We start from the raw sequence: 25,310 nt of genomic DNA on the forward strand, positions 1-25,310 counted from the left end.
TGCTTGAACCTTAGGCATTACCGGCGATAAAAGCATACCGCTGGATCTGAAAAACACCTACTTGAACCGGAGTTATGAAACCGGTTTCAAAGTTTAACCAATGAAGGCTGAAATTATATCAGGACTTACCCGAGGGAAATTTCAAGGCGGGAATTCCAGCGGGCCGCAAGCCCGCAAAGAACAGGTGGGCGTCTAGGGCTGTGTGGAGCCCCGGGCCATCAGCGTACCGGGCAACAGTATCTTGCGCGCCGCGACCATTGATCCGGCAAGCCGCTGCATGAGGCATTGCGCGGCCAGCCGTCCCAGTTCCCCGGTGGGCTGCGACACGGCGGTGATGCCCGGGCCGACATACGGCGCCCAGGGCGTATCGTCTATGCCGACCAGGCCCACATCCTTGCCCAGCCGCCATCCCAGTCTGGCGACGGCCTCGACCACGCGCAAGGTCACCACCGCGTTGCTGGAGATGACGGCCGGCCGGGCTTGCGTCCGCTTGCGCAGCGCACGCAATGCCTGGTCCAGCAACTCGGGATTCTCCGCCCTGCTTTCCATTGCGCCACCGGACACCGGGAGCCCCTGTTCGGCGACAAAGGCCTTGAACGCCTGCGCGCGTTCGATACGCGAGCTGACCGTGCCCAGGGGCTCGGTGACCAGCAGCAGATCGCGATAGCCCGCATCCAGCAAGTGCTGGCCGCTAAGGTCTATGGCCTGCCGATTATCCAAAGAGACAAAATCCACGTCCAGGCCGTCATGCAGGCGGTCGACCAGCACGACGGGCTTGCCTTGCCGAGCCGTTTCCAGCACGGCGCCGGCATCGCGGCCCATGGTGTTCAGGATGAAGCCTTCAACCTTGTACGAGGTAAGCGCGCGTATGCCTGCGCTTTCCCTTTCGCTTTCATTGCCCAGATTGAACAGCATGACCAGATAGCCCGCTTCGCGGCAGGCTTGCTCGGCTCCGCGCAATACGGCAACCGAGTAAGGGTTGGTGATGTCGGCCACAACCAGGCCTATCAGGCGCGAACGGCCGCGCTTCAAGGCTTGCGCCATGGGGCTGGGCACATAGCCCAATTCCTTCACGGCCGCCTCGACCTTGCCGGCGATTTCAGGCGAAAGCAGGGTATCGCGATGATTGAGAAAACGCGAGACGGTGGCTTTGGACACGCCGGCCTGGCGCGCCACATCGGCGATCGTGCTGCGGCCCTGGGGTTTGCTCATGGTTTCCTGTCGTAAAAACGGCGGCTTTCCCGCCGTGGCGGGCCAGCTATTGTAGCCAAGCCGTTCAGTCCGGGTCGCGCGCGTCGTCCAGACTGACCCAGGCGCTGCCGCGGCGATGGCTCTGGAGCACGGAAGCGATGAAGCGGTGGCCCGCTACGCCGTCCTCGATGCCGGGCAGGACGGGCAGATCGGACAGATCGGTTCGTCCGGCGTCCAGCGCAAGAATGCGATCGGCCGCGTCGCGATACAACTGCGCAAAGGCTTCGATATAACCCTCCGGATGTCCGGGAGGAATACGCGTCGCCCCCACTGCCGCAACGCTGGCCGCGCGGCCGCGAGTGATCCGCTGCGCGGCTCCGCCCTGAGGGGTCAGCCACAAGACATTGGGCTCTTCCTGTTCGAAACGCAATTGGGCCCGGCTGCCGTACAGCCGCAAGGACAATGCATTCTCGCAGCCCGTCGCCACCTGGCTGGCCCACAATGTTCCGCGCGCGCCGTTGGCGTAGCGCATCATGACCTGCACATGATCGTCCAGCCGGCGTCCCGGCGCAAAGGTATGCAGCTCGGCGGCGATTTCATGCGGCTCGCAGCCGCTGACGTAGCTGGCAAGCTGGTAGGCATGTATGCCGACATCACCCAGCGTGCCCGCGGGGCCGGCGATGGCCGGATCGCCTCTCCAGCCTCCGTCCGCCACGGCAGACGCCTCGGACCACCAGTCCTGCGCATACTCGACCTGCAGCAGACGCAGCTCGCCGATGGCGCCCTGCGCCACCAGCGAGCGCGCGTGGCGCACCATGGGATAGCCGGTATAGGTGTGGGTCAGCATGAAAAGCGCGCCGCTGCCGCGGGCCAGATCGCGCAGCTCCAGCGCCTCGGCCAGCGACACCGTCAGCGGCTTGTCGCAAATGATATGTATGCCTTCCGCAAGGAATGCCCGCGCAATGGACGCATGCAGATGGTTGGGCGTCACGATGGATACGGCGTCGATCCCGCCCCGCCCTTCGCGCCGCAAGCGGCCTTCCGCGCGCGCCATGTCACGCCAGTCGGCATAGCAGCGTTCCGGTTCAATGCCGACATCGGCCGCGCTGGCCGCCGCCCGCTCCGGATCGCTGGACAAGGCGCCCGCCACCAGTTCATAGCGGTCGTCCAGCCGGGCGGCCATGCGGTGTACCGCGCCGATAAACGCGCCGCGGCCGCCGCCCACCATGCCCAATTTCAATCGCTTACGCATGTCTTGCACTCATTCAGCCATACCCAATAACCGCCGATGCTGGTCCCGGGACGCGCCGCTGCTCGCAAAATCATCGAAGGCGCGATCCGCCACGCGAATAATGTGGTCGGCGATAAACGGCGCGCCCTCGGCGGCGCCCTGCTCGGGATGCTTCAGGCAGCATTCCCATTCCAGCACGGCCCAGCCGGAATAATCGTACTGTGCCATCTTGGTAAAAATGGCCTTGAAATCCACCTGGCCGTCGCCCAGCGAGCGAAAGCGGCCGGCCCGATCGGTCCAGCCGGCATAGCCGCCGTACACGCCCTGCCTGCCATCGGGGCGGAACTCGGCGTCCTTTACGTGGAAGGACGTAATGCGTTCGTGATAGATGTCAATGAACGCCAGGTAATCCAGCTGTTGCAGCACGAAATGGCTGGGGTCGTAAAGGATATTGGCGCGCGGGTGACCGCCGACCGCGTCCAGGAAACGCTCGAAGGTCAGGCCGTCGTGCAGGTCTTCGCCGGGGTGCAGCTCGTAGCCGACATCGACGCCGGCCTCGTCGAAGGCATCCAGTATCGGGCGCCAGCGCCGCGCCAGTTCGGCGAACGCCTCTTCGACCAGGCCTGCCGGACGCTGCGGCCAGGGGTACAGGTAGGGCCAGGCCAGCGCCCCGGAAAATGTCGCATGCGCCGTCAGCTCCAGGCGCCGCGACGCCTGGGCCGCCAGCAGCAATTGATCATGCGCCCATTGCCTTCGGGCGGCGGGATCCCCGCGCACGCCGGGTGCCGCAAACCCGTCGAACAGGGTGTCGTAGGCGGGATGCACCGCCAGCAATTGCCCTTGCAAGTGCGTGGAAAGCTCGGTGACTTCCAGGCCGTGGCCTGCCAGCATGCCGCGTACGTCGTCGCAATAACCCTGGCTTTCGGCCGCAAGGCGCAAATCGAACAGGCCCGTATCATTGGTGGGGATCTGCACGCCTTTGTAGCCCAGGCTTGCGGCCCAGCCGGCCAACCCGTCAAGGCTATCGAACGGCGGCTCCTTGCCGGCGAATTGCGCCAGGAAAATACCCGGCCCTTTTATGGTCTTCATGATGATGCTCGCTTTACGGCCATGCCGTCGCGTCCCGGCCGGCATCGCAAGGCGGTGCCGGCTTTCGGGCCTATCGACGGCTTAGAACGGAGAGTCGGGGAAATAAAAGTCCTTGGCGTTTTCCTTGGTGATCAGGACCGAGGGAATAATAGTGGTCGCGGGCAGCTTCTGGCCCTTCAGGCGCGCCTCGGCGGTCAACTTGATGGCGTCGTAGATGAACTTGGGCGAATAAGAGACATCGGCCTGGATCAGCGGATTGCTGCCGTCGATAATGGTCTTGACCATGCCCTTGGCGCCCGCGCCGCCGAAGACCTCCTTGATGTCGCTGCGCTTGGCCTGCTCGATGGCCCTGAGCACGCCGAAGGCCATGTCGTCATCGGCCGCCCACACCGCGTCGATATGCTTGAAGCGGGTCAGGTAGTCCTGCATGACCTTGAAGGCATCGTCGCGGTTCCAGTTGCCGTAGCGGGCATCCAGCAGCTTGATGTCGGGGTACTTCTTGATGACGGCATTGAAGGCATCCATGCGCTCGTTGTCCAGCGTCGTGGCGATGCCGCGCAGGGCCACGATATCGCCCTTGCCGTTCAGCTTCTTCACCAGGTATTCGGCGGCCAGCCGGCCGAACGCCGTATTGTCCCCCGATACATAGGCGTCCTGCGCACTGGTGTCGGTCAGCCCGCGATCGACCACCGTGACATAGACGCCCTTTTTCTTCAATTGCGCCACCGGCTGAGTCAGCGACGCCGATTCGAAAGGCATGATGACCAGCGCATTGATGCGATTGACGGTAAGCAGATCCTGCAGCTGATTGGCCTGTTCCGGCGCGCCGCTGGAGGTTTTGACCGTGACCTTCAGGTTGGGATGGGCCTTTTCCAGCTCGGCCTTGGCCTGGTTGGACCACCACACGACGCCGGCCGTAAAGCTATGGGTGGCGGCGGGTATGGACACGCCCAGGTTGACCTTCTCTTGCGCCATGGCGCCCGACGACAGGCCCATGGCGGCCATGGCGGCAATGCCGGCGGCCAGTTTACGTAGCGAATGATTCATTTCTTGTCTCCGGGTTGAATGCGAAAAAACACGACGAAACGGCGATCAGGAACGCCGGCGCTGCAGGAAAGCCACGATGATGATGACGAAACCCTGCACCGCCGCGTTCAGGTAGACGCTGATGATGCTGGTCAAGTTAAGGATGTTGCCGATGACGGACAGCAGGATGGCTCCGACCACGGTGCCCGTCATGGTTCCCGCTCCGCCCTTCAGCGCCGTCCCGCCCACGATCACGGCGGCGATGGCCTCCAGTTCCCACAGCAACCCGGTGGTGGGGCTGGCCGATCCCAGGCGCGGCACATACAAAACGGTTGCGATGCCCACGCACATGCCCAGCAGCACGTAGGTCAGCGTCTTGGTCTTGTCGACATTGACGGCGGCGTATCGCGCCACTTGCTCGTTCGAGCCTATGGCCTGCACGTAGCGCCCGAAGGCCGTGCGGTTCAGCACCAGGCCGCCCAGCAGCGCAATGGCGATGAACACCCATACCGGCACGGGGATGCCCAACAGGCTGCCGTAATACACCGGGCTGTAGGCATCGGACACGTCCATGTTCAGCGTGATGGCGCCGCCATCGGACAGGTAGGTCAGATAGGCCCGAAAGATGCCCAGCGTGCCCAACGTCACGATGAAGGGTTCGATGCGGCCGCGTGTGATGAGCAAGCCATGGGCCAGTCCCAGCAAGGCGCCCAGCGCCAGGGCGAAAAGCATGCCCAGCACAATCACCAGCATGGGCGCCATCGCGAAGGCGGTCAGCGCGTTCATGACCAATATCATGCTGCCCGCGATCAGCGCCGCCATCGAGCCCACCGACAGATCGATGCCGCCCGATATGATGACGAAGCACATGCCGACCGAAATGATGCCGATGAAAGCGGTCCGGGTCAGCACATTCATGATGTTGTCGATGTCTGCGAAGCTGCTGTTCAGCAGTGTGCCGGCGATGCACAAAAGCACCAGGCCCGCTATGGGTCCCAGCGCGTGCAGGCGTCCGCGCCATGACGGGGCGGTATGCCGCTCGGCGCGCCCGCCCGCTTGCGCGGCGGGGGCTTCAGGCAGGCTGCTCTGTTCCGGTTGCATGGGCAATCAGCTCCTTCTCATTCAGTTGTTCAGACTGGAGCACAGCCTGCAGATGTCCGGCCCGCATCACCGCCACGCGATGGCACAAGCCGATAAGCTCCATGAGTTCCGAGGAAATCACGATGACCGCCAGCCCTTGCCGGGCCAGGCCCTGGATCAGGAAATAGATATCGCGCTTGGCGCCGATATCGACGCCCCGCGTGGGCTCATCAAGGACCACGACGGATGGATCGGGATGCAGCACCTTGGCCAGTGCCAGCTTTTGCTGGTTGCCGCCGGACAGGGCTGATGCCAGATTGTTTGCATTGCCCGTGCGTATGCCGAAATCGCGTACGGCCGCGTCCAGCGCCTGCCGTTCCAGATCGGGGTCGAGCAATGGTTTTGCATAACGCTCCAGCGCCATGAGCGTCACGTTCTGCCGCATGCCGAAGGCAAGCAGTATGCCCCTGCCCTTGCGGTCTTCACTAAGATAGGTCAGGCCATGGCTGGCCGCCTGGCGGGGATTGCGCAGCTTGCGCTCCCGGCCTTGCAGATAGATATGGCCCGCGCTGCGTTCGCGCAGGCCCAGTATTCCTTCGAACAATTCCGTGCGGCCCGCGCCCACCAGGCCGGCAAAGCCCAGGATCTCGCCCGGACGCACATCGAAGCTGATGTCCTGGGCCCAGCCGGGCACCGACAGGCCTTCGACCCGCAAGGCGGGCAACGCCGCGGGGTCGGCCATCACCTTGGGCGGGAACAGGTCCGCCAGCTCGCGCCCCACCATCAGGTTGGCCATTTCCCGGCGCGACACGCTGGACGTCGGCGCCTGCGTCACGTAGCGGCCATCGCGCATGACGACGATCTGATCGGTAATGCGCTCGATTTCGTCCAGCTTGTGCGAAATGTAGATGACGGTGACACCGTCACGCTTGAATTGGCCGATAAGCGCGAACAGGCGCTCGGTCTCGCCGGGCGTCAATGTGGCGGTGGGCTCGTCCATGACCAGCAGGCGTGCACGCTTGGCCAGGGCCTTGGCGATTTCCACCAATTGTTTTTCGGCGACGATCAGACTGCCGACCCGCGTATCCGGATCGGCCCGCAAGCCCACCTGCGCCAATAGCTCGGCAGCCTGGCCGCGCATGGCCTTGTTGTCCAGGAAGGGGCCGCGCTTTTTTTCGTGGCCCAGGAAAATATTCTGTGCAATGGTCAGGTCGTCGGCCAGATTGATTTCCTGGTGAATCAGCACGATGCCCTGATGCTCGGCCTGCCGCGATGAATCGAACACGCAAGGCTGGCCATCGATCAGCACGACTCCTTCGGTCGGCTTCTCGTAGCCGCACAGTATCTTCATGAGCGTGGACTTCCCGGCTCCGTTTTCACCCAGCAAGCCATAGACGCGCCCCTTGGGCAGCGTCAGGTCGACATCGTGCAGGACCCGGACCGGACCGAAGTCCTTGCTGACAGAGCGGAATTCCACGGACAGGCTCATCAGGCGCTCTCCCTTAGCACCACTCGATGCGGCAACAGCACGCCGCTGATGCGCGAACGCGGGTCGTCCAGTTGCCTTAGCAGCAAATAAGCGGCCTGTTCGCCCAGGGTGCGCATGGGTTGGGCGACAGTGCTGAGCGCGGGGCAGGTCTGCTGCGCCAGCGAGATGTCGTCGAAGCCCATGACGGCCATGTCCCCCGGCACGCTCTGGCCCGCCTCGTGCAGGCCCCGGATGACGCCGATAGCCAGCGTGTCCGAGACGGCGAAGACGGCAGTGGGCCGCTGGTCCAGAGCCAGCAAGGCCTGGGCGGCGCGCTTGCCGGCGGCGAAATCCAGGCCGTCGACGCCGACGCAGTACTCTTTCCGGAAGGCGATATCGGCTTGCGCCAAGGCATCGGCATAGCCCAGGCTGCGCTCGCGGGCATACATGAAACGGGTATCGGAATTGACGAAGGCAATGCGACGGTGCCCTTTGCCTATCAGGCAAGACACCGCATCGCGGGCCGCCGCCCGGTTGTCTATGCCCACGTAAGGCACGGCCACCTGGCTGTCGAACTCGCAGCAGGCCACCCAGGGAAAACGCAGGGCCTGGCCATTCAGCGCCTGCTGCACGGTATCCGGGTCCAGGCAAATGGCGCCGTCGGCGCGGCGCGACTCCAGCAGATCGAAATAGCGCCGCTCGCGGTTGGCATCGCCGCCCGTTTCGCAAAGCAGGACGGAATAGCCTTTGTCCTGGACCACGCCGTTGATGCCCTGGACGATCTGCGCGTAGAAAGGGTTGCCGATGTCGGGCACCATGACCAGCAGTAGCCGGCTTTCATCGGTGCGCAAACTGCGCGCCATCTGGTTGACGCGGTAACCCATGGCCTGAATGGCTTCCGCCACGCGCAGGCGCGTGGCTTCTTTGACAGTTTGCTTGCCGTTCAGGACACGCGACACCGTGGCGACCGAGACGCCCGCCCGCGTGGCGACCTGGGCGATCGACACGCTGCGTTCGGCGCCCGCGGCGCCCGAGGAATCAACAAAAGACCTGGCCATGAAAGCTAGCGCCGAAAAATGTAATCGATTACATTATTTCATCGGCATGCCATGCATTCAATTGAGGGCTTACCCTAGAACCCTCTGGCTTTACAAGACTTAAAACATGTAGCTTAATTACATAAAACCGCGTAATGCCCGGCGCGGACAAGACTGCTGCGGAACCATTCAAAAGGAAGCGTTCATGGCCACCACCCCCCCTTTCGACATCGTGTTTTTTGGAGGCACCGGCGATCTGGCCCTGCGCAAGCTGATACCCTCTCTTTATCAGGCTCACAAAGCGGGCGCGCTGAATCAGGATGGTCGAATTTTCGCGCTGGGCCGCAAGGCCATAGGCCTGGAGGGATATATGGAGCTTCTGGAACAGCGGGTCAAGCCAAGACTGGGCCTGGACTACGACGAGGCTTCGTGGGCAAGCTTCCGGGACCGCCTGCGCTTCCATACCCTGGACGCCGGGCGCGCCGCCGACTACGCCGGACTGGCCGATACCCTGGGCATTACGCCGGAGCGGGTTACTGTTTGTTATTTGGCTACAGCGCCGCATTTGTTCATCACCATCTGCCAGAACCTGGCGAAGGCGGGACTCAATCATTCAAATGTGCGCGTGGTACTGGAAAAACCGCTGGGGCATGACCTGGAGTCGTCCAATGCCATCAATGCCGCGGTGGGGCGGAACTTCGCCGAAAACCAGATTTATCGCATCGATCACTACTTGGGCAAGGAATCGGTGCAGAACCTGATGGCCATACGTTTCGGCAATATGCTGTTCGAACCGCTGTGGCGCCGCGAATGGATAGACAATATCCAGATCACCATCGCCGAAGAGCTGGGCGTGGAAGAGCGCGGCGAATTCTACGATCGCACCGGGGCGCTGCGCGACATGCTGCAAAGCCATCTGCTGCAACTGCTGTGCATCGTCGCAATGGAACCGCCCGCCAGCCTGTCGGAAGACGCCGTGCGGGACGAAAAGCTGAAAGTGCTGAAGGCCCTTAAACCCTTCAGCAATGAAGACGTGCTGACCAAGACCGTACGCGGCCAGTACCGCAGCGGCGCCATCAACGGCATGCCGGTGGCCGGATACCGCGAAGAGCACAAGGTCGATCCCGACAGCAACACGGAAACCTTTGTCGCCTTGCAGGCGGAAGTGGCCAACTGGCGCTGGGCGGGCGTCCCTTTTTTCCTGCGCACGGGCAAGCGCATGCAGGAACGCGTGGCTGAAATCGTGATCAATTTCCGCAAGGTGCCACATGCCGTTTTCCCCATGCCCATAGGCCTGCATTCCGCCAATCGACTGGTCATACGCCTGCAGCCCAAGGAAAGCGTGCGCCTGTACTTCATGGCCAAAGAGCCCGGCGATGCCATGAACCTGCAATCGACCTATCTGAACCTGGATTTCCACACCATGTTCAAGGCCCGCTGGGCCGACGCCTACGAACGCCTGCTGCTGGACGTCATCCGCGGACGGCTGGCGCTGTTCATGCGGCGCGACGAGCAAGCGCAGGCATGGAGCTGGGTCGAACCCATACTGGAATGCTGGAGCCGGCATTCCATCGCGCCCAAAACCTATACCGCCGGCAGTTGGGGACCGGCCGCGTCCAGCGGCCTGCTGTCCCGCGCCGGCGTGGTCTGGCAGGAGGAAACCTGATATGTGGCACGAATTCAATTCCGGCGAAGAATCCGTCCAGGCCATGGCGCGCGACATATCCGCCGTCCTGCGCCAGGGCATCGCCGCCAGCGGCCGCGCAGGCCTGGCCGTTTCGGGCGGCCGCTCTCCCCTGCCCCTGTTCGAGGCGCTCAGCGCCACCGACCTGCCCTGGAAGGACGTGCATGTCACGCTGGTCGACGACCGCTATGTGGCGCATGATCATCCGGACAGCAATGAATTGCTGGTCCGGACTCATCTGCTCAAGGGCAAGGCAAGCGCCGCCGCGTTTACCGGGCTGACCGGCGATGGCCGGAGCATCGAGGACGCCGTCGCACAGGCCAACCTGCAAACGGGCGAGATCACCCTGGCGCTGTTGGGCATGGGCGAGGACGGCCATACGGCGTCCCTGTTTCCGGGCGCGCCGCAACTGGCGCGGGGCCTGGAACCCGGTCTGGCGGACCGCTATATCCATATCACTCCGCCCAGCGCGCCGCATGAGCGCATCAGCATGACGCTCGCCGCCCTTCTGCAAGCGCGGCACATCATGCTGGCCATCTCGGGCCGGAAAAAACGCGATGTCTTCGAGCAGGCCAGCCGACAGGCCACGCCGGCCATGCCTGTAAGCTATGTCATCGCCCAAAAAGGAGCCCCTTTCGATGTCTACTGGCACGCATGAACGCCCGCGCCGCCTGATCGCCGATATCGGCGGCACCCATGCCCGGTTTGCGCTTTGCACTTCGGTCGCCGATATAGAAGAAATCGGCATGGTGAACAGCGCCGACTTTCCCACCATCGTGGATGCCGTCCGCCACTATCTGGGTCGCCATGGCAACCCGCCGGTCAGGCACGCCGTCATCGGCATCGCCAACCCTATATTGGGCGATCATGTCCGCATGACCAACTTCCAGTGGGAATTTTCCATTGAGCAAGCCCGCCAGGCGTTGGGGCTGGACACGCTGCATGTGATCAATGATTTCACGGCTCTTGCACTGGCGCTGCCTTACCTGCCCGCCGATGAATTGACCCGCGTCGGGGGCGGCCCCGCCGTCCCCGGGTGTCCCATGGGAGTGCTGGGCCCGGGTACCGGGCTGGGCGTGTCGGCGCTGATTCCCGCACCCGCCGGCAAATGGATTCCCCTGGCGGCCGAAGGCGGGCATGTCAGCTTCGCGCCCGGCGACGACCGCGAGCTGATGCTGTGGCAGGCCGCAAGGCGCGAGCTCGGGCATGTCTCCATGGAGCGGCTGCTTTCAGGTTCCGGCCTGCAGTTCATTCATCGCAGTCTGTGTGAAAGCCGCGGGCTGGCCGCCCCGGATCATTCGCCCGCGGAAATCAGCCGGCGGGCGCTGACAGATGGCGATGCAAGCTGCCTGGAGGCGCTGGATACGTTTTGCGCCATACTGGGCACCGCCGCCGGCGACCTGGCCGTCACGCTCGGTGCGCGCGCCGGCATCTACATAGGCGGAGGAATCATTCCCAAGCTGGGGGATTATTTTCCGAAATCTCCATTCCGCGCGCGCTTTGAAGACAAAGGCCGTTTTTCGGGTTATCTTGCGGCCATCCCCGTTTTCGTCATTACCAGCGCCTATCCAGCCTTGCTGGGGGCTGCCGCCCATCTGGACATATATCCCAATGAATGAATCCATGCTGGCGCTCATAGAAAAGCGGCTTGCCAGCCTGAGCGCCGCCGAGCGCAAAGTCGCCCAGCTTATCCTGGCCCAGACCCGCGACGTGGCCAAGTCCGCCCTGGGCGATGTCGCCAGGCAGGCGCAGGTCAGCGAACCCACCGTCATCCGCTTCTGCCGATCGATGGGCTACAAGGGATGGCCGGACTTCAAGATCAAGCTGGCCGCCAGCCTGATGGTGGGGGTGCCCTATGTGCATTCGTCCTTGAGCGCCGGCGACGGCACCGCCGTACTGGCGGCCAAGGTGCTGGACAATGCCGTATCCGCCTTGCTGCGCATACGCAACGACATCAGCGCCGACCATATCGACAAGGCCATCGATTTGCTGATAGGAGCGCGCCGCATCGAGTTTTACGGCGTCGGCAATTCCGGCATCGTGGCCGCCGATGCGCAGCACAAGTTCTTCCGCTTCGACCTGGCCACCGTTGCGTATTCGGACAGCCACGTGCAGCTCATGGCCGCATCGCTGCTTGGAGGCAAGGACGTGCTGGTGGCCATTTCGCATTCGGGGCGATCCCGCGAACTGCTGGATGCCGTGAAGCTGGCGCGCAAGAACGGCTGCCCCATTCTAGCCATCACAGCCAGCAACACTCCCCTGGCGGAACTGGCCACGGTCCTGCTGCGCGCCGACACCCAGGAAGACACCGAAATCTACAGCCCCATGATTTCACGGCTGGCGCATCTGGCCCTGATCGACGTGCTGGCGCTGGGTGTGGCGCTGCGGCGCGGCAAGGAAGTCAGCCGCGTACTGGAGAAAACCAAGAAAAGCCTGGCGGATCGGCGGCAGGCCTAGAGCATTTTCGGTTCAGGTGCTTACGTGCTTGTTGGTTCTGTGTTCCCTGACGCGAGCTTCTTGTGTGCGACGGTGCCACTATGGACTGCGGGGCGAATTCCGTGCAAGGTATGCTCTGACGCGTGCCGGGTGGCGGGAGCCGGTCTTGCTCCTCGTGCCCGGTTCGGCGCCCTGCGCGCCGAACGCCGCTGCGCCTGGCTCCTGCGCCCCTTCGGGCTGCGTTCGCCGACGGCTCGCTCGGCCCCGAAAGTCGCCGCGTCCGGCCCCCGCCACCCGACCCGCTGCGGTGTTTTGCGTTAGCGGCGCCGCCGGGGCGGTTTGGGTGCTTGGCCTTTTTATGCGGCGCTCGGTGCTGCTGGAAGGGGTCTTGCGCCGTCCCGGCCTCGCGCGCCTGCCGCGCGGGCCAGGACATTCGAGCTTGACGGATGATCCACCGTCAACGGTGCCCATCGCCAACTGTGTCCGTCGCTAAGGGGTTCATCGCCAACTATGCTGCCAAGGCACAGCCGGTGGGCAGGGGCGGGGCGAGGTTTGAGCAAGCCGCCGCAGCGGCTTTGCGGCGGGGGCGTAAGAGGGCGCGCATGTTTGAGCCGGCCATCAGCCCACAGGCGGCTGATGGCCGGCGAGTTCGCGCCCGACCCCGGCGCAAAGCGGCTGCAAGGGAACCCCGAAGGGGCGAAGCGATAGGAGCCCGGCCCCTGCCCACCGGCTGCGCCGGTTGTACAAGCGGTTGTACAAGCTAAAGCCACACGCTCACAGACCATAAAGCCTGCAAACACCTACAACGAAAATCCGATAGGCCTGCGCAACGTCCCGTTCGACCACGGCGGCGCCCGCCGCAAAGCCGCCTACATGCAGGCCGTCATGCCGCCGTCCACGACCAAGGTCTGCCCCGTGACGAAGCCCGACTCGCGCGAGGCCAGGAATACCAGGGCCGCCGCGATGTCCTCGGGCTCGCCCCACTTCTTCTGCGGCACCCTATCATGCAGCCAGGCGGTGAATTCGGCATCGTTCCACAGGTTCCGGGTCAGTTCGGTCTTGATATAGCCCGGCGCAATGGCATTGACGGTGATGCCGTCGTCCGCCAGTTCGGCGGCCCATTGCCTGACCAGGCCATGCAGGGCCGATTTGGCGGCGGTATAGGCCGTAATGCCCTTTCTGCCGGCCAGCGCCGTAATCGATCCGGTGAAGATAATGCGCCCATAGCCCTGCCGGGCCATGCCCGTGGCAATATGCCGGCCCAGCGCCCACTGCGAGGTCAGGTTGGCAAACAGCACCCGTTCGAAATCCGCCAGTGGAAAGCTCAGCAGCGGCTCGCGATGCTGGATTCCGGCATTGGAAAAGAAAATGTCAATCCGGCCCAGCCGGTCCAGCACCTCGTCCACGGCCCGGGTCGCCTGGCCAACGTCGGCGATATCAAAGGGCAGCGCATGCGTGTCCACGCCTTGGCCGCGCAAGACTTGCGCCGCCTGCTCGAGCGCGGCGGCATCCCTGCCGTTGAGAATCACGGTAGCGCCCTTGCGCCCGAGCGCGTGGGCCGCCGCATAGCCTATTCCGCGCGACGAGCCGGTAATCAGCGCCACCCGGCCAGAGAAATCGAACATATCCGTCTCCGTGGATTGGATCAGAACGCGACCTTGTCGGCGCCCTTCAGATGCAGGATGGCGCGCGCTTCATCGGGTGTCGCCACCTGAAGGTTGAGGGCTTCCAGGATCACCCGCATGCGCTTTACCTGTTCGGCATTGGACGAGGCCAGTTCGCCCGGGCCTATCCACAAGGAATCCTCCAGCCCGACACGCACATTGGAACCCATGGCCGCCCCCATGGTCGCCAGAGGTATCTGGTTGCGGCCAGCACCCAGTATGGACCATTGGTAATCCTGGCCGAACAGCCTGTCGGCGGTGCGGCGCATATGCATCAGATCTTCGGGATCGGGGCCTATGCCCCCCAGGATGCCGAAGACCGACTGGATGAAGGGCGGGCTTTGAACCAGGCCGCGATCCATGAAGTGCGCCAGGTTGTACAGATGGCTGATGTCGTAGCATTCGAATTCGAAGCGCGTGCCGTTTTCCGCGCCCTGGCGCAATATGGTTTCGATATCCTTGTAGGTGTTCTTGAAGATCAGGTCGCGGCTGTTTTCAAGATGCTCTCTTTCCCATTCGTGCTCGAAAGTCTTGAAGCGCTGCAGCATGGGAAACAGGCCGAAGTTCATTGAGCCCATATTCAGCGACGCCACTTCGGGCTTGAAGGTCATGGCCGGCCGCATCCGCTCCTGGACGGTCATGTGCGGGCTGCCGCCCGTGGTAATGTTGACCACCGCGTCGGTGGCGGCCTTTATTTTTCCAAGAAAAGGCCTGAAGAAGTCGGGATCCTGGGTCGGCCTGCCGTCTTTCGGATCGCGCGCATGCAAGTGCAATATGGCGGCTCCCGCCTGGGCCGCCGCGATGGCCGCCTCGGCGATTTCATCGGCGCTGACCGGTAGATGGGGCGACATGCTGGGCGTGTGTATGGCGCCGGTCACCGCGCAGGTGATAATGACTTTTTTCTTGCTGGCCATGGCTTTCCTTCAGTTGACGGTGGGTTGATCCGAGCCGGCGGCATCCGCCTGGTTCTTGTGCCGCAGCAAGGCCATCAGGCGCTCGTCGCGCCACAGGCGGCGCTTCAGCAATTCCGCTTTGGGAAGCAGGCTGCGCCGCTGCTGCTCCACGGCCTCGACCAGGTCCGCTGACCAGGGGCCGGTATCGGTCTGCTCGGTGGAAATCGACTGGAACATGCCGCCGTAGCGCGCACAGTAATCCTGCAAGCCATCGGGCGCATTCAAATCGATGGTTTCGAACGGTCCCATGAAGGACCAGCGCAGGCCCAGGCCGTCCTTGACGGTTACATCCAGATCCTCGGCGCTGACGGCGCCGCTTTCCACCAGGCGGAAGGCTTCGCGCAGCAACGCGCCCTGCAGGCGGTTCAGCACAAAGCCTTCCAGTTCCTTGTTGACGGTCACCGGCTTCTGCCGCACATCCAGCATTAACTTTCTGGCCCGCTCGATAACGGTCTTGTCCGTCCAGGGCGCCCCGCACAGCTCGACCACCGGGATCAAATAAGGCGGGTTGACCGGATGCGCCACCAGGCAGCGCTGCCGGCCCGGCAGCGACTCGGTGAAGGCGGAAGCCGGGATGCTGGACGTCGAACTTGCCAATATGGTTCCGGGCGCGCTTAGCGTATCCAGCTTGCGGAAGATCTCCTGCTTGATCTCCAGGCGTTCGGGCAGGTTCTCCTGCACATACTCCGCGCCCTCCAGGGCATGCTCCAGCTGCGCCGACACCTGGATGCGCGACAGCACGTCCTGGGCATCGCTCAGCAGCTCCTGCTTGCGCAACTCGCGGACTTGGCGGGCGATGAGTTCGTGCGCGCGTGCCAATGCCTGGCTGTCGCCATCCCATACCTTGACTTGGCAGCCTCCCCGCGCAAAGACGATGGCCCATGCCTGGCCTATAAGCCCCGCGCCTATGATTGCTATTTTCATTTCCCTTCCCGCTGTAGCGTTAAACCAATGATTGAGTGTGGCCGTCCACCACCAGGGCCTGGCCGCTGACGCTGCCGGCCGCGGGACTGGCGGCGAACAAAGCCATATTGGCGATATCGCGCGCGGTAACCATGCGCCCCAGCGATGCCTGCTGCTCATAAGAACGCGCAAGCTGATCGACCGGCGTGCCCATGGCCTGCGCCTTGGCCGCAATGACCGCGCGTATGCGCGGGCCTTCCACCGCCCCCGGCAAAATGGCATTGACGCGCACGCCGAACGGACCCAGCTCTATGGCCAGTGTCTTGGTGAAGCCGACCACCGCCCACTTGGACGCCGAATATGCGGAACGGCCGGCAAAGCCAAGATGCCCCGCCGCCGACGACAGGTTGATCATGACACCCGCGTCCGACGCCTTGAGCAATGGCACCGCCAGCCTGGCGCACAGGAACTGCCCGGTAATATTGACGGCCAGCGTCTTGTCCCAATCGGCGCGGCTAAGGGTTTCGACATAGCCGGTGGGACCGGCAATGCCCGCATTGTTGATCAATACATCAAGCCCGCCAAAGGCGGACTGGACCTGCGCGAACAGCTCCGCCACGCTGGCTTCATCGGACACATCGGCGATCGCCCCGTGCACCTGTGGAAGCTCGGCTTTGACGGCGGCCAGCGCCTTTGCATCGACATCGCAAACAAACACATCGCACCCGGCCGTGGTGAACACCCTGGCCATCTCCAGCCCCAGGCCGCTGGCGCCCGCCGTGATCAGCACCTTCCTGCCCGCCATGCTTACGTCTTCGAACATAATCGCCCCCTTCCTATATCCACAGTTTTTCTTTACGGAAATCCAGGTTCACCAGCAGTTCATGGGCGCTGCCCCTATGGGCCACCTTGCCCCTATCCAGCACCAGGGCGGTATCTGAAAGTGCCAGCGCCAGGTCCAGGTTGTGGTCGACGATCAGTATAGTCAAGCGCGTCTTCAGGGCCAGGATGGCATTGAAGACTTCCTCGGTCATGGCGGGCGACAAGCCCTCGAAGGGTTCGTCCAGCAGCAAGACTTCGACGTGCCCGACCAGGGCCCTGGCAATCGCCACCATCTGCTGCTCTCCGCCTGACAGCAGTGACGCGTCCACGTTGTACCGTTCTTTCAGGCGCGGAAACACCTGGAAGATTTCCTCGTCCGTCCAGCCATTGGAATCGCGGCCCGAACGCTTCAAGCGCCCCAGCATCAGGTTGTCTTTCACCGACAGGCCTGAAAATAGCCTGCGGCCCTGGGGAACGAAGGCAATACCCAATCGCGCCATGGCCTCGGGCACGGGAGAGGCAATGTCCAGTCCCGCTATCTGGATCGAGCCCGAACCTATCCTGGCCAGGCCCAGCATGCTTTTCAGCAGTGTCGACTTGCCGGCCCCGTTCCTGCCAAGAACCGCCACTACTTCTCCCTTGCGCGCCTCGAAAGAAATATCGGACAGGATATGGCTCTTGCCATAGAAGGCATCCAGCTTGTCCACGCGCAAGGCCAGTTCCGCGGAAAGCTCGGCTTCCCGGACCCGGGCGGCCAGCGCCTCGCTGCCCGAGCCGATATAAATTTCGCGCACTTCCGGATTGCCGCGCACCATGGCGGCATCGCCCTCGACCAGCACGCTGCCCTGGTTCATGACCGTAATCTTGTCCGCCATGGAAAAAACTCGATCCACATCGTGTTCGACCAGCAGAATGCCGATGCGATCGCCCAGCTTGCGGATAAGAGTGCCTATGCGGTCGCGCTCGGCGGCCGCCAGGCCCGCCAGCGGCTCATCCAGCAGCAGGATGCGCGGCGCGGCGCCCAGCGCCAGACCCATGTCGACCACGCGCTGCCCGCCATAGGATAAATCTTCGGCCATGGCTTCTTCCATGCCTTGCACACCCAGGTACTTCACCAGCTCATCGGTCTGCGACTGGGTGTCGCGCAATGCATCCAGCCTTTTCAACAGCGAAAAACGATGCGCATCGCGGCTGAGCACGGACAGACACAGGTTATCGCGCACGGTCAGGCCCTTGAACAGATTGGTAATCTGAAAAGACCGGGCCAGGCCGCTGGCGCATATCCGCTCGGGGGGCAGCTTGTCCAGGCTGGCCTGCCCAAGCTTCAGCTCGCCCCGGTCCGCCGGGAAAAGCCCCGATATCAGATTGAATAGTGAGGTTTTTCCCGCGCCGTTCGGACCGATCAGCGCATGGACGCCTTTGCCGGCCACCTCCAGGTCGACGCCGTTGACCGCCTGGATGCCGCCGAAGCTCTTGCTGATGCCCTGGCAGCGCAAGGTCTGATCGCCCTCCGCCGCGAGAAACGAGGGAAAGAAACCCGGATCGGTCGGCATCACCCGATTGCCCATGGCGGCAGCTGTGGTTTTCTCGGGCACGACCAGACGGAACAGACGCATCCCCACACCGCTCAAGCCGGAAGGCGTCACCAGAATGAAGAAGATGAATACCAGGCCGAAGTACAGCAGCCAGTCGGCGGTATACATGGACAGGTACTCGCGGAACAGTATGTAGAACACCGCCCCGAAAATAGGCCCGGAGAAGCTGCGCATGCCGCCGATCAGGACAATCGCCAGCAGCTCGCCGGAAAATGCCAGCGACATGCTCTCCGCCGATGCAATGCGATGGCTCAGCACGGCCAGGCTTCCGGCCAGGCCGGTAATGGCTGCCGACAGGACAAAGGCCAGCAGCTTGTACGAATCCACATCGAAGCCGATGAAGCGCGTCCGCAGTTCGTTCTCGCGGATGGCGGTCAGCACCCTGCCGAAAGGCGATTGCGTCAGCCGCAGGAGGAAAGCGGCGACCAGGAAGGCGATCACGGCGACGAAAATATAGAAATTCCGGGAATTATCCAGATCCAGTCCCAGCACCGTATAGCGTTCAATTCCCCCCAGGCCGTTCTCTCCCCCCGTCAGCGCGGTCCAGCGATAGGCCACCGCGAAGCACAGCGCGGCAAAAGCCAGGGTCAGCAAGGAAAAATAAACGCCCCGGCGCCGCAATATCAGCAGGCCGATGATCAGCGCCACGGCCGCCACCAGCGCCAGCGCCGCAAGCAGCGGGACCAGGGAGGATTCTGTGAAGTAGCGCTGCTGCAGAATGCCTACGGCGTAGCCGCCGATGCCGAACCAGGCGCCGTGTCCGAAGGACACCAGCCCGGTATAGCCCAGCAAAATATTCAAGGCCAGTCCCGCCATGGCCAGGACGATGCACTCCACCGCCGTGCTGTAGGTCAGCCCGCCCAGATCCAGCGCCATGGGCAAGACGATCAGTCCCAGCGCGATCCAGCCGAGTTTCTTGAGTTCTTCCATTGCCATATGCCCTTACTCCAGCCGTTCGAACTTTTCACCCAGCAATCCGCGCGGGCGCAGCACCAGAATGAGCAGCATCAGAAGATACAGGGAAGCCTCGGATGCCGGCGGATAGAAATAAGAAGTCAGGCCGCGGATGATGCCCACCAGCATGGCCGCCACCACCACGCCCCAGAAGCTGCCCAGCCCCCCTATGACCACGACCACAAAGGCCGCCGTCAATATCTCCTGCCCCATGGCCGGCTGCACACCCGTAATGGGAGCCAGCAGCACACCGGACAGGCCCGCCAGCCCTATACCCAAACCGCAGACCGCCGTCATCACGGGGTTCAATGAAATCCCCATGGCCCTGACCATGTCGGGATCATTGATGCCCGCTTTCACGATCTTGCCGAATGCCGTCCTGTTAAGCAGCAGCCAGGTTCCGGCCACGGCGGCGACCGCCACGAACAGCATGCCTATGCGATAGATGGGATAGAAGAAATCCCCCACAATGACCTGGCCGTGGGCGAACTCGGGAATGGAAAATGAAAGAGGGGAAGCCCCGAATATCATGCGCAACGCCTGCTCGATGACCATCGAAAGGGCAAACGTGAACAACAGGCTCAAGGTGGGGTCCGCCCTGTAGAACCGGCGGAAGAAAAAGCGCTCCACGATCATGCCCAGCACGGCGACCACTACCGGCGAGACGACAAAGGCCAGTCCGTAGCCCAGGCTGTCGCTTAGAAAAACGATCAGATAGGCGCCTATGGCATAGAACGCGCCATGCGCCAGGTTCACGATACCGCCCAGGCTGAAAATTATGGACAGGCCCAAGGCGATCAAAAGGTAATAAAACCCCAGCAGCAAGCCGTTGGCCACTTGCTGAATAATGAAAATCAGTTCCGTCGGCAAAACGCAATCCCCGGCAAAAGCCAGGCACGGGATAAGCGCCGCGCCTGGAAATCAAGCAAATCAGGCAAACTTGCACATGTTTTCTTGCTGGGTCGGCGCCAGCACCTCCAGGCTTTCGCCCGCGGCGGGCACCGGCTTGCTGGTCACCATGAAGTCGTCTTTTCCGGCATTTTTATCGTTGCTGGGCTGGACCGTATACATTTCATACAGCAGCTGATGATCCCAGGGACGGAAATAGCCCTGCCGGTCGCGCAGCACATCGAACTTGTTGTCGCCTTCCAGGAAGGCAATGATTTTGTCGGCCTGCGCCGACTTGGTCTTGGTCATGGCTTCGGCCAGTATTCTGATGGCCAGATAGTCATTGACCGCCTGGTTCTCCGGCAGTTTTTTCCACCGCTTCTGGAAACGGGCGACGAATTCCTTGGCCGAAGGCGCCTGCACCTGATGCGTCCAGATGATGGGCCATACGCCGCTGAATCCATTCTTGCCCGCGCCCCAGATGCTGGTCATGTTCATGTCGGCGCCCGCGAATGGAATATCGATATTGAACTCGTTGTACTGCTTGGTGAAGTTGGTGGTCTGGTTGCCGGCCAGGTTGCTCATCACCAGATCGGGCTTTTGCTGCCGGATCTTCAGCAGCGATGCGCTGAACTCGGTCGCATCGGTGGGCAACATGTCGTTGGACACAAAGACGGCCCCGTTCTCATCCATGAATTTCTTGGTCTGCTTGAACAGGTCATGTCCAAACGCATAATCGGCGGTAAAAGCCATCCAGCGCTTGCCCTTGACCATGCCGTCGCGCAGCAGGGCCTGCCCGATGGTGCGCACGTACATGGTGTTGCAGGCCTCAAGGTGGAACATATAGCGGCTGCAATTCTTGCCGCGCAGCTCGTCGGAATTGCAGCCCGTCTGCATAAAAAGCGTCTTGGCGCGCGTGGCGACCTGTGCAATGGCCAGCCCCGACGCGGAACTGATTTCCCCCACCAGCGCATCGACCTTGTCGCGCTCCACCATGCGTTGCGCCTTGGTCGAGGCGGTCTGCGGATTGACGCTGTCTTCCGTCAGCAGCTCGATCTTGCGGCCCAGCACGCCGCCGGCCGCATTGACCTCTTCGACCGCCATCGTTGCGCCCAGCACAGCATATTCCCCCATGGGTCCCAGGAAACCGGTACGGGGCGTCAGATGACCGATGCGGATGGGATCGGCGCCCTGGGCGCGTACGAAACCCGGCATCGCCAGTCCGGCGGCAAAAGCAGCGGAACCTTGCAGCAACAGCCGGCGCCCGGGAAGGGACGCCGAAGTTTTCTTGTCAGTCATGCTTGTCTCCTGTCGTTCTACACTGTGGGATTATTAATCGTTATACTATCCAACTGTGATCACAGATCACACCTAGCAATTACCCTAATCGCCGATACATGCCTACACTTCTTAGCCCGGCGCCCCGTCGCGAAACCCTTGGTGCGAACGTCTTGTTTCAAATCAAGGAACTTCTGCTTACCGGCCAATTGATGCCGGGCGAACAGCTGTCCCTGCGATCGACGGCCGAAGCGCTGGGGGTCAGCGTCATGCCGGTGCGCGAAGCCGTCTATCAACTGGTCGCCGACCAAGCCCTGGAAGTCGCTCCAAACCGATCCGTGCGCGTGCCCATCATGAGCGCCGGGCAATTCCAGGAAATCACTAAAATCCGATTGCAGATCGAAGGCTACGCCGTCGAGCAGGCAGCACTGAATTCACCGCCGGAGCTCATCGCCGCGCTGCGGCGGCTGAACGACCAGCTTTCCGACGCCATGGAAGCGGCGGGTGAGAACAAGGCGGCCGTCGTGCTGATCAACAAGGAGCTGCACTTTCTTATTTACGCGGCGGCCGCCATGCCCATGTTGGTCAAGATCATAGAAAGCCTATGGCTTAGAATAGGCCCGGTGCTGAATTACGACTTGCGGGCCGGATCGGAACGGACTCAGAAGAAGATTGCGGTGGAGCACCACGCCCGCATGATAGCCGCGCTGGAAAAGGGCGACGCGCGAACCGCGCGCAAAGCGCTGCATAGCGATATCGAAAGCGCGTTCAAGCACATTCTGGCCAAACAATTTTCTTGATAAGGAACGCGATGGACGCGGCAGTCTCCCCAGCGGCATCTTCCTTGAGCGACTTTGTCCGCCGCCTCCCCAAGGCCGAATTGCACTTGCACATCGAAGGCACGCTGGAGCCCGACCTTATTTTCAGCCTGGCGCAGCGCAACGGCATCGCCCTGCCTTACGCCTCGGTCGACGCCTTGCGCCAAGCGTATCAGTTCAACGACCTGCAATCCTTCCTGGACCTGTACTATGCGGGCGCCAGCGTGCTGATCACCGAAGCCGACTTCTACGACATGACCATGGCTTACCTGCAACGCGCCCAGTACGACGGCGTGGCGCATGCCGAACTCATGTTCGATCCCCAAACCCATACCGGACGCGGCATCGCCATGGAAACCGTCTTCGCCGGCATGGCGCGGGCGTTGCGCGATGCGCGCCGCTTGATGGGCATCAGCGGCTATATGCTGCTGAGCTTCCTGCGCCACCTGACGGAAGACGACGCCCAAGCCACGCTCGATGCCGCATTGCCGCTACGCGAGCAATATAAGGACTTATGGATAGGCATAGGACTGGATTCGGCCGAACGCGGCAATCCACCCGAAAAATTCGCCCGCGTCTATGCGCGATGCAAGGCCCTGGGCTTTCGCCTGACGGCGCATGCGGGCGAGGAAGGCCCGGCGTCCTACGTGCGCGACGCCCTGGACATACTTGGAGTGGAGCGCATAGACCATGGGGTGCGCAGTGAAGAAGATCCCGCCCTGATGCAGCGCCTGCTTACCGGCCGAATCCCGCTGACGGTCTGTCCGCTATCCAACCTGAAGCTGTGCGTGGTGCAAGACCTGCAGCAGCACAATCTGGCCCGCCTGCTGCGTCAGGGCCTGATGGTTACAGTGAATTCCGACGATCCCGCTTATTTCGGCGGTTATATCGCCGACAACTACATTGCCAGCGCGCAGGCGCTGGACCTGAGCCGCGAGGAACTCGCCGCCCTGGCCCGCAACAGCATAGAAGCCTCCTTCTTGCCCGATGAGCAAAAGCGCGCGTTGGCCGCAAGCCTGGATGCGGCGCTGGCGGCCGCCTGAAGGGGCCCGGCAATGCAGAGAGGAAAAGAATTCCCGCCGATCAGCCCCGAGGCATAAAAGCCTGTTTGAAAATCACCGAGCCTTTAAACCTTTAAGCAACAGGCAATAAAAAACCCACCGCGAAGGTGGGTTTTTTCAATCTGGCAAGTTATTAGATAACTTGGATCGATTTGGCTTGAGGGCCCTTTTGGCCTTCGGCCGCTACGAACGAAACACGTTGGTTTTCTTCGAGCGATTTAAAGCCGGTGCCGATGATGTCGGTGTGGTGCGCGAACAAATCCTTGCCGCCCGATTCAGGCTTGATGAAACCAAAGCCCTTTTCGTTGTTGAACCACTTTACAATACCAGTTTCTGTTTCCATTTTTGCAATCCCTAAAATAAACGAGCGATATGCCCTATAGAAGACTGTCAAGGTGTAGAGATTTGAGCAAAAAAGTACTATTACTGGTACTGGATTGTACTAACTTCAACGAACTTGAAAATCTAGGTCGTATATTATAGACAAGCCAAATCCAAGTCAACACATTATTTTCGTAAAATTGCCAGGAACGTGGCATTTTGGTATCAAGTTATAACAACACCCTCCCACACAGCAGCATGCAAGCATTACCCCGCAGCTTTTACGACCGGGACACCGTACTGGTCGCCCACGATCTATTAGGTAAATTCCTGGTCCACCGCCACGAGGGCGTGGAACGTATCGGAAAAATCGTCGAAGTCGAAGCCTACCTGGGGCCCCATGACCTGGCGGCCCATACATCCAAAGGGATTACTTCCCGTACCCGCGTCATGTTCGGGCCGCCCGGGTATGCTTATATCTACCTGATCTACGGCATGCACCACTGCATGAATGTCGTCACCGAGGCCGACGGCACGGGGGCGGCCGTGTTGCTGCGCGCCCTGGAGCCGGTCGCCAATCTTTCCAACAACACGAACGGCCCCGGGCGCCTGTGCAAGGCCATGGGAATCGACCGCGGCCATTACGGCCACGATCTTTGCAGCGATGATTTCTTCATTACCGAAAATCCGGACGAGAAAGACATAAGAATTGTGGAACGCCCCCGCATCGGAGTCGACTATGCGGGGGAATGGGCGGCCAAGCCCTTGCGCTTCTATATAGAAGGCAATCGCCATGTATCCAAGAAATAGGCGGCTGATGCCTGGCGCACAAGACAAGACAAAAAAACCATGTTATAGTTACGCCTCTTTTGCAGCGGCTGTAGCTCAGTTGGATAGAGTACTTGGCTACGAACCAAGGGGTCGTGGGTTCGAATCCTGCCAGCCGCGCCAGAATTTACCAGGGTTTACAACTGGTTAGAACCGCCTAGGGGCCAACAACCTAGGCGGTTTTTCTTTGGGCGCCGCTAATGTGATGAAGGGCAAAGCCTAAAAGCGGGGCCAAGCCTAAAACCGTTCATGGCCCAGCAGATAGCGCCACTTGCCGGCAGGCAGGCCCGCCATGGGCAGGCGGCCGATGCGAATGCGCCTGATATCCAACACCCGCAATCCCACCTGTCCGCACATATCGGCAATCAGGCCAGGGGGCGGGTTCTTCAGGGCGAAGCGCAGCCGGGTTTCGCTCTGCCAGCTGACCTTGATGGGCGGCAAGGCAACGCCTTGCCAGGACAATCCATGATTCAGCCGTTTCAGTCCATCGCCAGGCAACTCCCCCGCGACCTCCACCAGGTATTCCTGCTCGATACGGGCAATGTCCTCGGTAAGCTTTCGACCTATGGCGAAGGCCTGCGTATAAATGACCAGGCCGCTCGCTCCCGGCTCCAGCGGCATGACGGATTCCAGGCCTTTGAGGTCTCTTTTTACAAAATGCCGATCCGACGAGCCGTTGGAAACCTGATTCGCCGGCACAATCAGATCCGATACCGGGCGGCCCTCCGCGGCAAGATCGTAGCCGGAAGGCTGATGCAGCAGGATGGTGGCCGGCTTGTGGTCTTCGGCGCTCGCGCCCTCGGCCAGTTCCACCGCCAGAGGGGGATGCACACGAAATCCCGGCTCTTCGACGACCTGCCCGTTCACACGCACCCAGCCGCCTTCTATATAGTTCTCGGCCTCGCGGCGAGAACACGGCAGCAGCCCCGCAAGGTATTTGCTCAAGCGTATGGATTCATTCATGGTTGGAAGCGCGCACCCGG

At 61.9% G+C, this 25,310-nt stretch carries 23 protein-coding genes, 1 tRNA gene and 1 pseudogene; 8 read left to right on the forward strand and 17 right to left on the reverse strand.

The features are described from left to right. Positions 1–192: 192 nt before the first annotated feature. The 8 genes and pseudogenes from V0R37_RS21110 to V0R37_RS21145 form a co-directional block, all read right to left on the reverse strand. A complete protein-coding gene (locus tag V0R37_RS21110) occupies positions 193–1,212 on the reverse strand; it encodes a LacI family DNA-binding transcriptional regulator (RefSeq protein WP_420376392.1) in 1,020 nt (339 codons plus the stop codon). Between the two features lie 64 nt (positions 1,213–1,276). Continuing rightward, on the reverse strand, positions 1,277–2,443 hold the full coding sequence (locus tag V0R37_RS21115) for a Gfo/Idh/MocA family protein (protein ID WP_420376393.1): 1,167 nt from the start codon (positions 2,441–2,443) through the stop codon (positions 1,277–1,279). Between the two features lie 9 nt (positions 2,444–2,452). Next, positions 2,453–3,511, reverse strand: coding sequence for a sugar phosphate isomerase/epimerase family protein (locus V0R37_RS21120; protein ID WP_420376394.1), 1,059 nt, complete (start codon positions 3,509–3,511; stop codon positions 2,453–2,455). An 81-nt stretch (positions 3,512–3,592) separates the two neighbouring features. Further along, positions 3,593–4,516: a substrate-binding domain-containing protein gene (locus tag V0R37_RS21125; RefSeq protein ID WP_420376439.1), complete on the reverse strand. Its 924-nt coding sequence runs from the start codon at positions 4,514–4,516 to the stop codon at positions 3,593–3,595. Positions 4,517–4,603: 87 nt separating this feature from the next. Beyond that, positions 4,604–5,638 (reverse strand): ABC transporter permease, encoded by a 1,035-nt coding sequence (locus tag V0R37_RS21130; protein ID WP_420376395.1) that lies wholly within the window; start codon positions 5,636–5,638, stop codon positions 4,604–4,606. Further along, on the reverse strand, positions 5,610–6,617 hold the full coding sequence (locus V0R37_RS21135; RefSeq protein ID WP_420376440.1) for a sugar ABC transporter ATP-binding protein: 1,008 nt from the start codon (positions 6,615–6,617) through the stop codon (positions 5,610–5,612). Before V0R37_RS21135 ends, V0R37_RS21130 begins: the two co-directional genes overlap by 29 nt. Next, a pseudogene (locus V0R37_RS21140) lies at positions 6,612–7,106 on the reverse strand (ATP-binding cassette domain-containing protein); the annotation flags it as partial. The gene V0R37_RS21135 and the pseudogene V0R37_RS21140, both read right to left, overlap by 6 nt. Further along, positions 7,106–8,143, reverse strand: coding sequence for a LacI family DNA-binding transcriptional regulator (locus tag V0R37_RS21145; RefSeq protein ID WP_420376396.1), 1,038 nt, complete (start codon positions 8,141–8,143; stop codon positions 7,106–7,108). The gene V0R37_RS21145 and the pseudogene V0R37_RS21140, both read right to left, overlap by 1 nt. A 184-nt stretch (positions 8,144–8,327) precedes the next feature. Here V0R37_RS21145 and zwf point away from each other — a divergent pair, with 184 nt between their 5' ends. The 4 genes from zwf to hexR are packed head-to-tail and all read left to right on the forward strand — an operon-like array spanning position 8,328 to position 12,263. Further along, a complete protein-coding gene (gene zwf, locus V0R37_RS21150) occupies positions 8,328–9,788 on the forward strand; it encodes a glucose-6-phosphate dehydrogenase (protein ID WP_420376397.1) in 1,461 nt (486 codons plus the stop codon). Between the two features lies 1 nt (position 9,789). Then, entirely contained in the window at positions 9,790–10,464 is a 675-nt protein-coding gene (gene pgl / locus V0R37_RS21155; protein ID WP_420376398.1) for a 6-phosphogluconolactonase, read from the forward strand. Further along, on the forward strand, positions 10,445–11,425 hold the full coding sequence (locus V0R37_RS21160; protein ID WP_420376399.1) for a glucokinase: 981 nt from the start codon (positions 10,445–10,447) through the stop codon (positions 11,423–11,425). The genes pgl and V0R37_RS21160 overlap by 20 nt, the downstream gene beginning before the upstream one ends. Next, entirely contained in the window at positions 11,418–12,263 is an 846-nt protein-coding gene (gene hexR / locus V0R37_RS21165; protein WP_420376400.1) for a transcriptional regulator HexR, read from the forward strand. The genes V0R37_RS21160 and hexR overlap by 8 nt, the downstream gene beginning before the upstream one ends. A gap of 848 nt (positions 12,264–13,111) precedes the next feature. Here the strand turns inward: hexR and V0R37_RS21170 are convergent. From V0R37_RS21170 to V0R37_RS21200, 7 genes are read right to left on the reverse strand one after another with little or no spacing between them, the layout of a single operon-like run. Further along, complete coding sequence (locus V0R37_RS21170; RefSeq protein ID WP_420376401.1) at positions 13,112–13,867, reverse strand: SDR family NAD(P)-dependent oxidoreductase; 756 nt, start codon at positions 13,865–13,867, stop codon at positions 13,112–13,114. Positions 13,868–13,887: 20 nt separating this feature from the next. Beyond that, positions 13,888–14,820 (reverse strand): 3,5-dioxohexanoate:acetyl-CoA acetone transferase, encoded by a 933-nt coding sequence (gene kce, locus V0R37_RS21175; protein ID WP_420376402.1) that lies wholly within the window; start codon positions 14,818–14,820, stop codon positions 13,888–13,890. Positions 14,821–14,829: 9 nt separating this feature from the next. Continuing rightward, complete coding sequence (locus V0R37_RS21180; protein ID WP_420376403.1) at positions 14,830–15,783, reverse strand: 3-hydroxyacyl-CoA dehydrogenase; 954 nt, start codon at positions 15,781–15,783, stop codon at positions 14,830–14,832. Between the two features lie 19 nt (positions 15,784–15,802). Continuing rightward, complete coding sequence (locus tag V0R37_RS21185; RefSeq protein WP_420376404.1) at positions 15,803–16,585, reverse strand: SDR family oxidoreductase; 783 nt, start codon at positions 16,583–16,585, stop codon at positions 15,803–15,805. Positions 16,586–16,598: 13 nt separating this feature from the next. Then, positions 16,599–19,115, reverse strand: coding sequence for a branched-chain amino acid ABC transporter ATP-binding protein/permease (locus V0R37_RS21190; protein WP_420376405.1), 2,517 nt, complete (start codon positions 19,113–19,115; stop codon positions 16,599–16,601). Between the two features lie 6 nt (positions 19,116–19,121). Next, on the reverse strand, positions 19,122–20,003 hold the full coding sequence (locus V0R37_RS21195; RefSeq protein ID WP_420376406.1) for a branched-chain amino acid ABC transporter permease: 882 nt from the start codon (positions 20,001–20,003) through the stop codon (positions 19,122–19,124). Positions 20,004–20,063: 60 nt separating this feature from the next. Then, entirely contained in the window at positions 20,064–21,320 is a 1,257-nt protein-coding gene (locus V0R37_RS21200; protein ID WP_420376407.1) for an ABC transporter substrate-binding protein, read from the reverse strand. 98 nt (positions 21,321–21,418) lie between these two features. On the opposite strand from V0R37_RS21200, the gene V0R37_RS21205 reads away from it, so the two are divergent. Together V0R37_RS21205 and V0R37_RS21210 are read left to right on the forward strand one after the other, a co-directional pair. After that, positions 21,419–22,099 (forward strand): GntR family transcriptional regulator, encoded by a 681-nt coding sequence (locus V0R37_RS21205; protein ID WP_420376408.1) that lies wholly within the window; start codon positions 21,419–21,421, stop codon positions 22,097–22,099. An 11-nt stretch (positions 22,100–22,110) separates the two neighbouring features. Continuing rightward, complete coding sequence (locus tag V0R37_RS21210) at positions 22,111–23,160, forward strand: adenosine deaminase (protein WP_420376409.1); 1,050 nt, start codon at positions 22,111–22,113, stop codon at positions 23,158–23,160. Between the two features lie 151 nt (positions 23,161–23,311). On the opposite strand, the gene V0R37_RS21215 is transcribed toward V0R37_RS21210, so the two are convergent. Further along, complete coding sequence (locus V0R37_RS21215) at positions 23,312–23,521, reverse strand: cold-shock protein (protein WP_420376410.1); 210 nt, start codon at positions 23,519–23,521, stop codon at positions 23,312–23,314. 236 nt (positions 23,522–23,757) lie between these two features. On the opposite strand from V0R37_RS21215, the gene V0R37_RS21220 reads away from it, so the two are divergent. Together V0R37_RS21220 and V0R37_RS21225 are read left to right on the forward strand one after the other, a co-directional pair. After that, the gene (locus V0R37_RS21220) at positions 23,758–24,309 is read left to right on the forward strand and encodes a DNA-3-methyladenine glycosylase (RefSeq protein ID WP_420376411.1); all 552 of its coding nucleotides are present in this window, start codon (positions 23,758–23,760) and stop codon (positions 24,307–24,309) included. Positions 24,310–24,373: 64 nt separating this feature from the next. Beyond that, positions 24,374–24,450, forward strand: a tRNA-Arg gene (locus V0R37_RS21225). A 114-nt stretch (positions 24,451–24,564) separates the two neighbouring features. Here the strand turns inward: V0R37_RS21225 and V0R37_RS21230 are convergent. Next, entirely contained in the window at positions 24,565–25,290 is a 726-nt protein-coding gene (locus tag V0R37_RS21230) for an RNA pseudouridine synthase (RefSeq protein WP_420376412.1), read from the reverse strand. Between the last annotated feature and the right edge of the window lie 20 nt (positions 25,291–25,310).

The organism is Pollutimonas rozaliensis (assembly GCF_048751585.1).
Taxonomy (GTDB): Bacteria; Pseudomonadota; Gammaproteobacteria; order Burkholderiales; family Burkholderiaceae_B.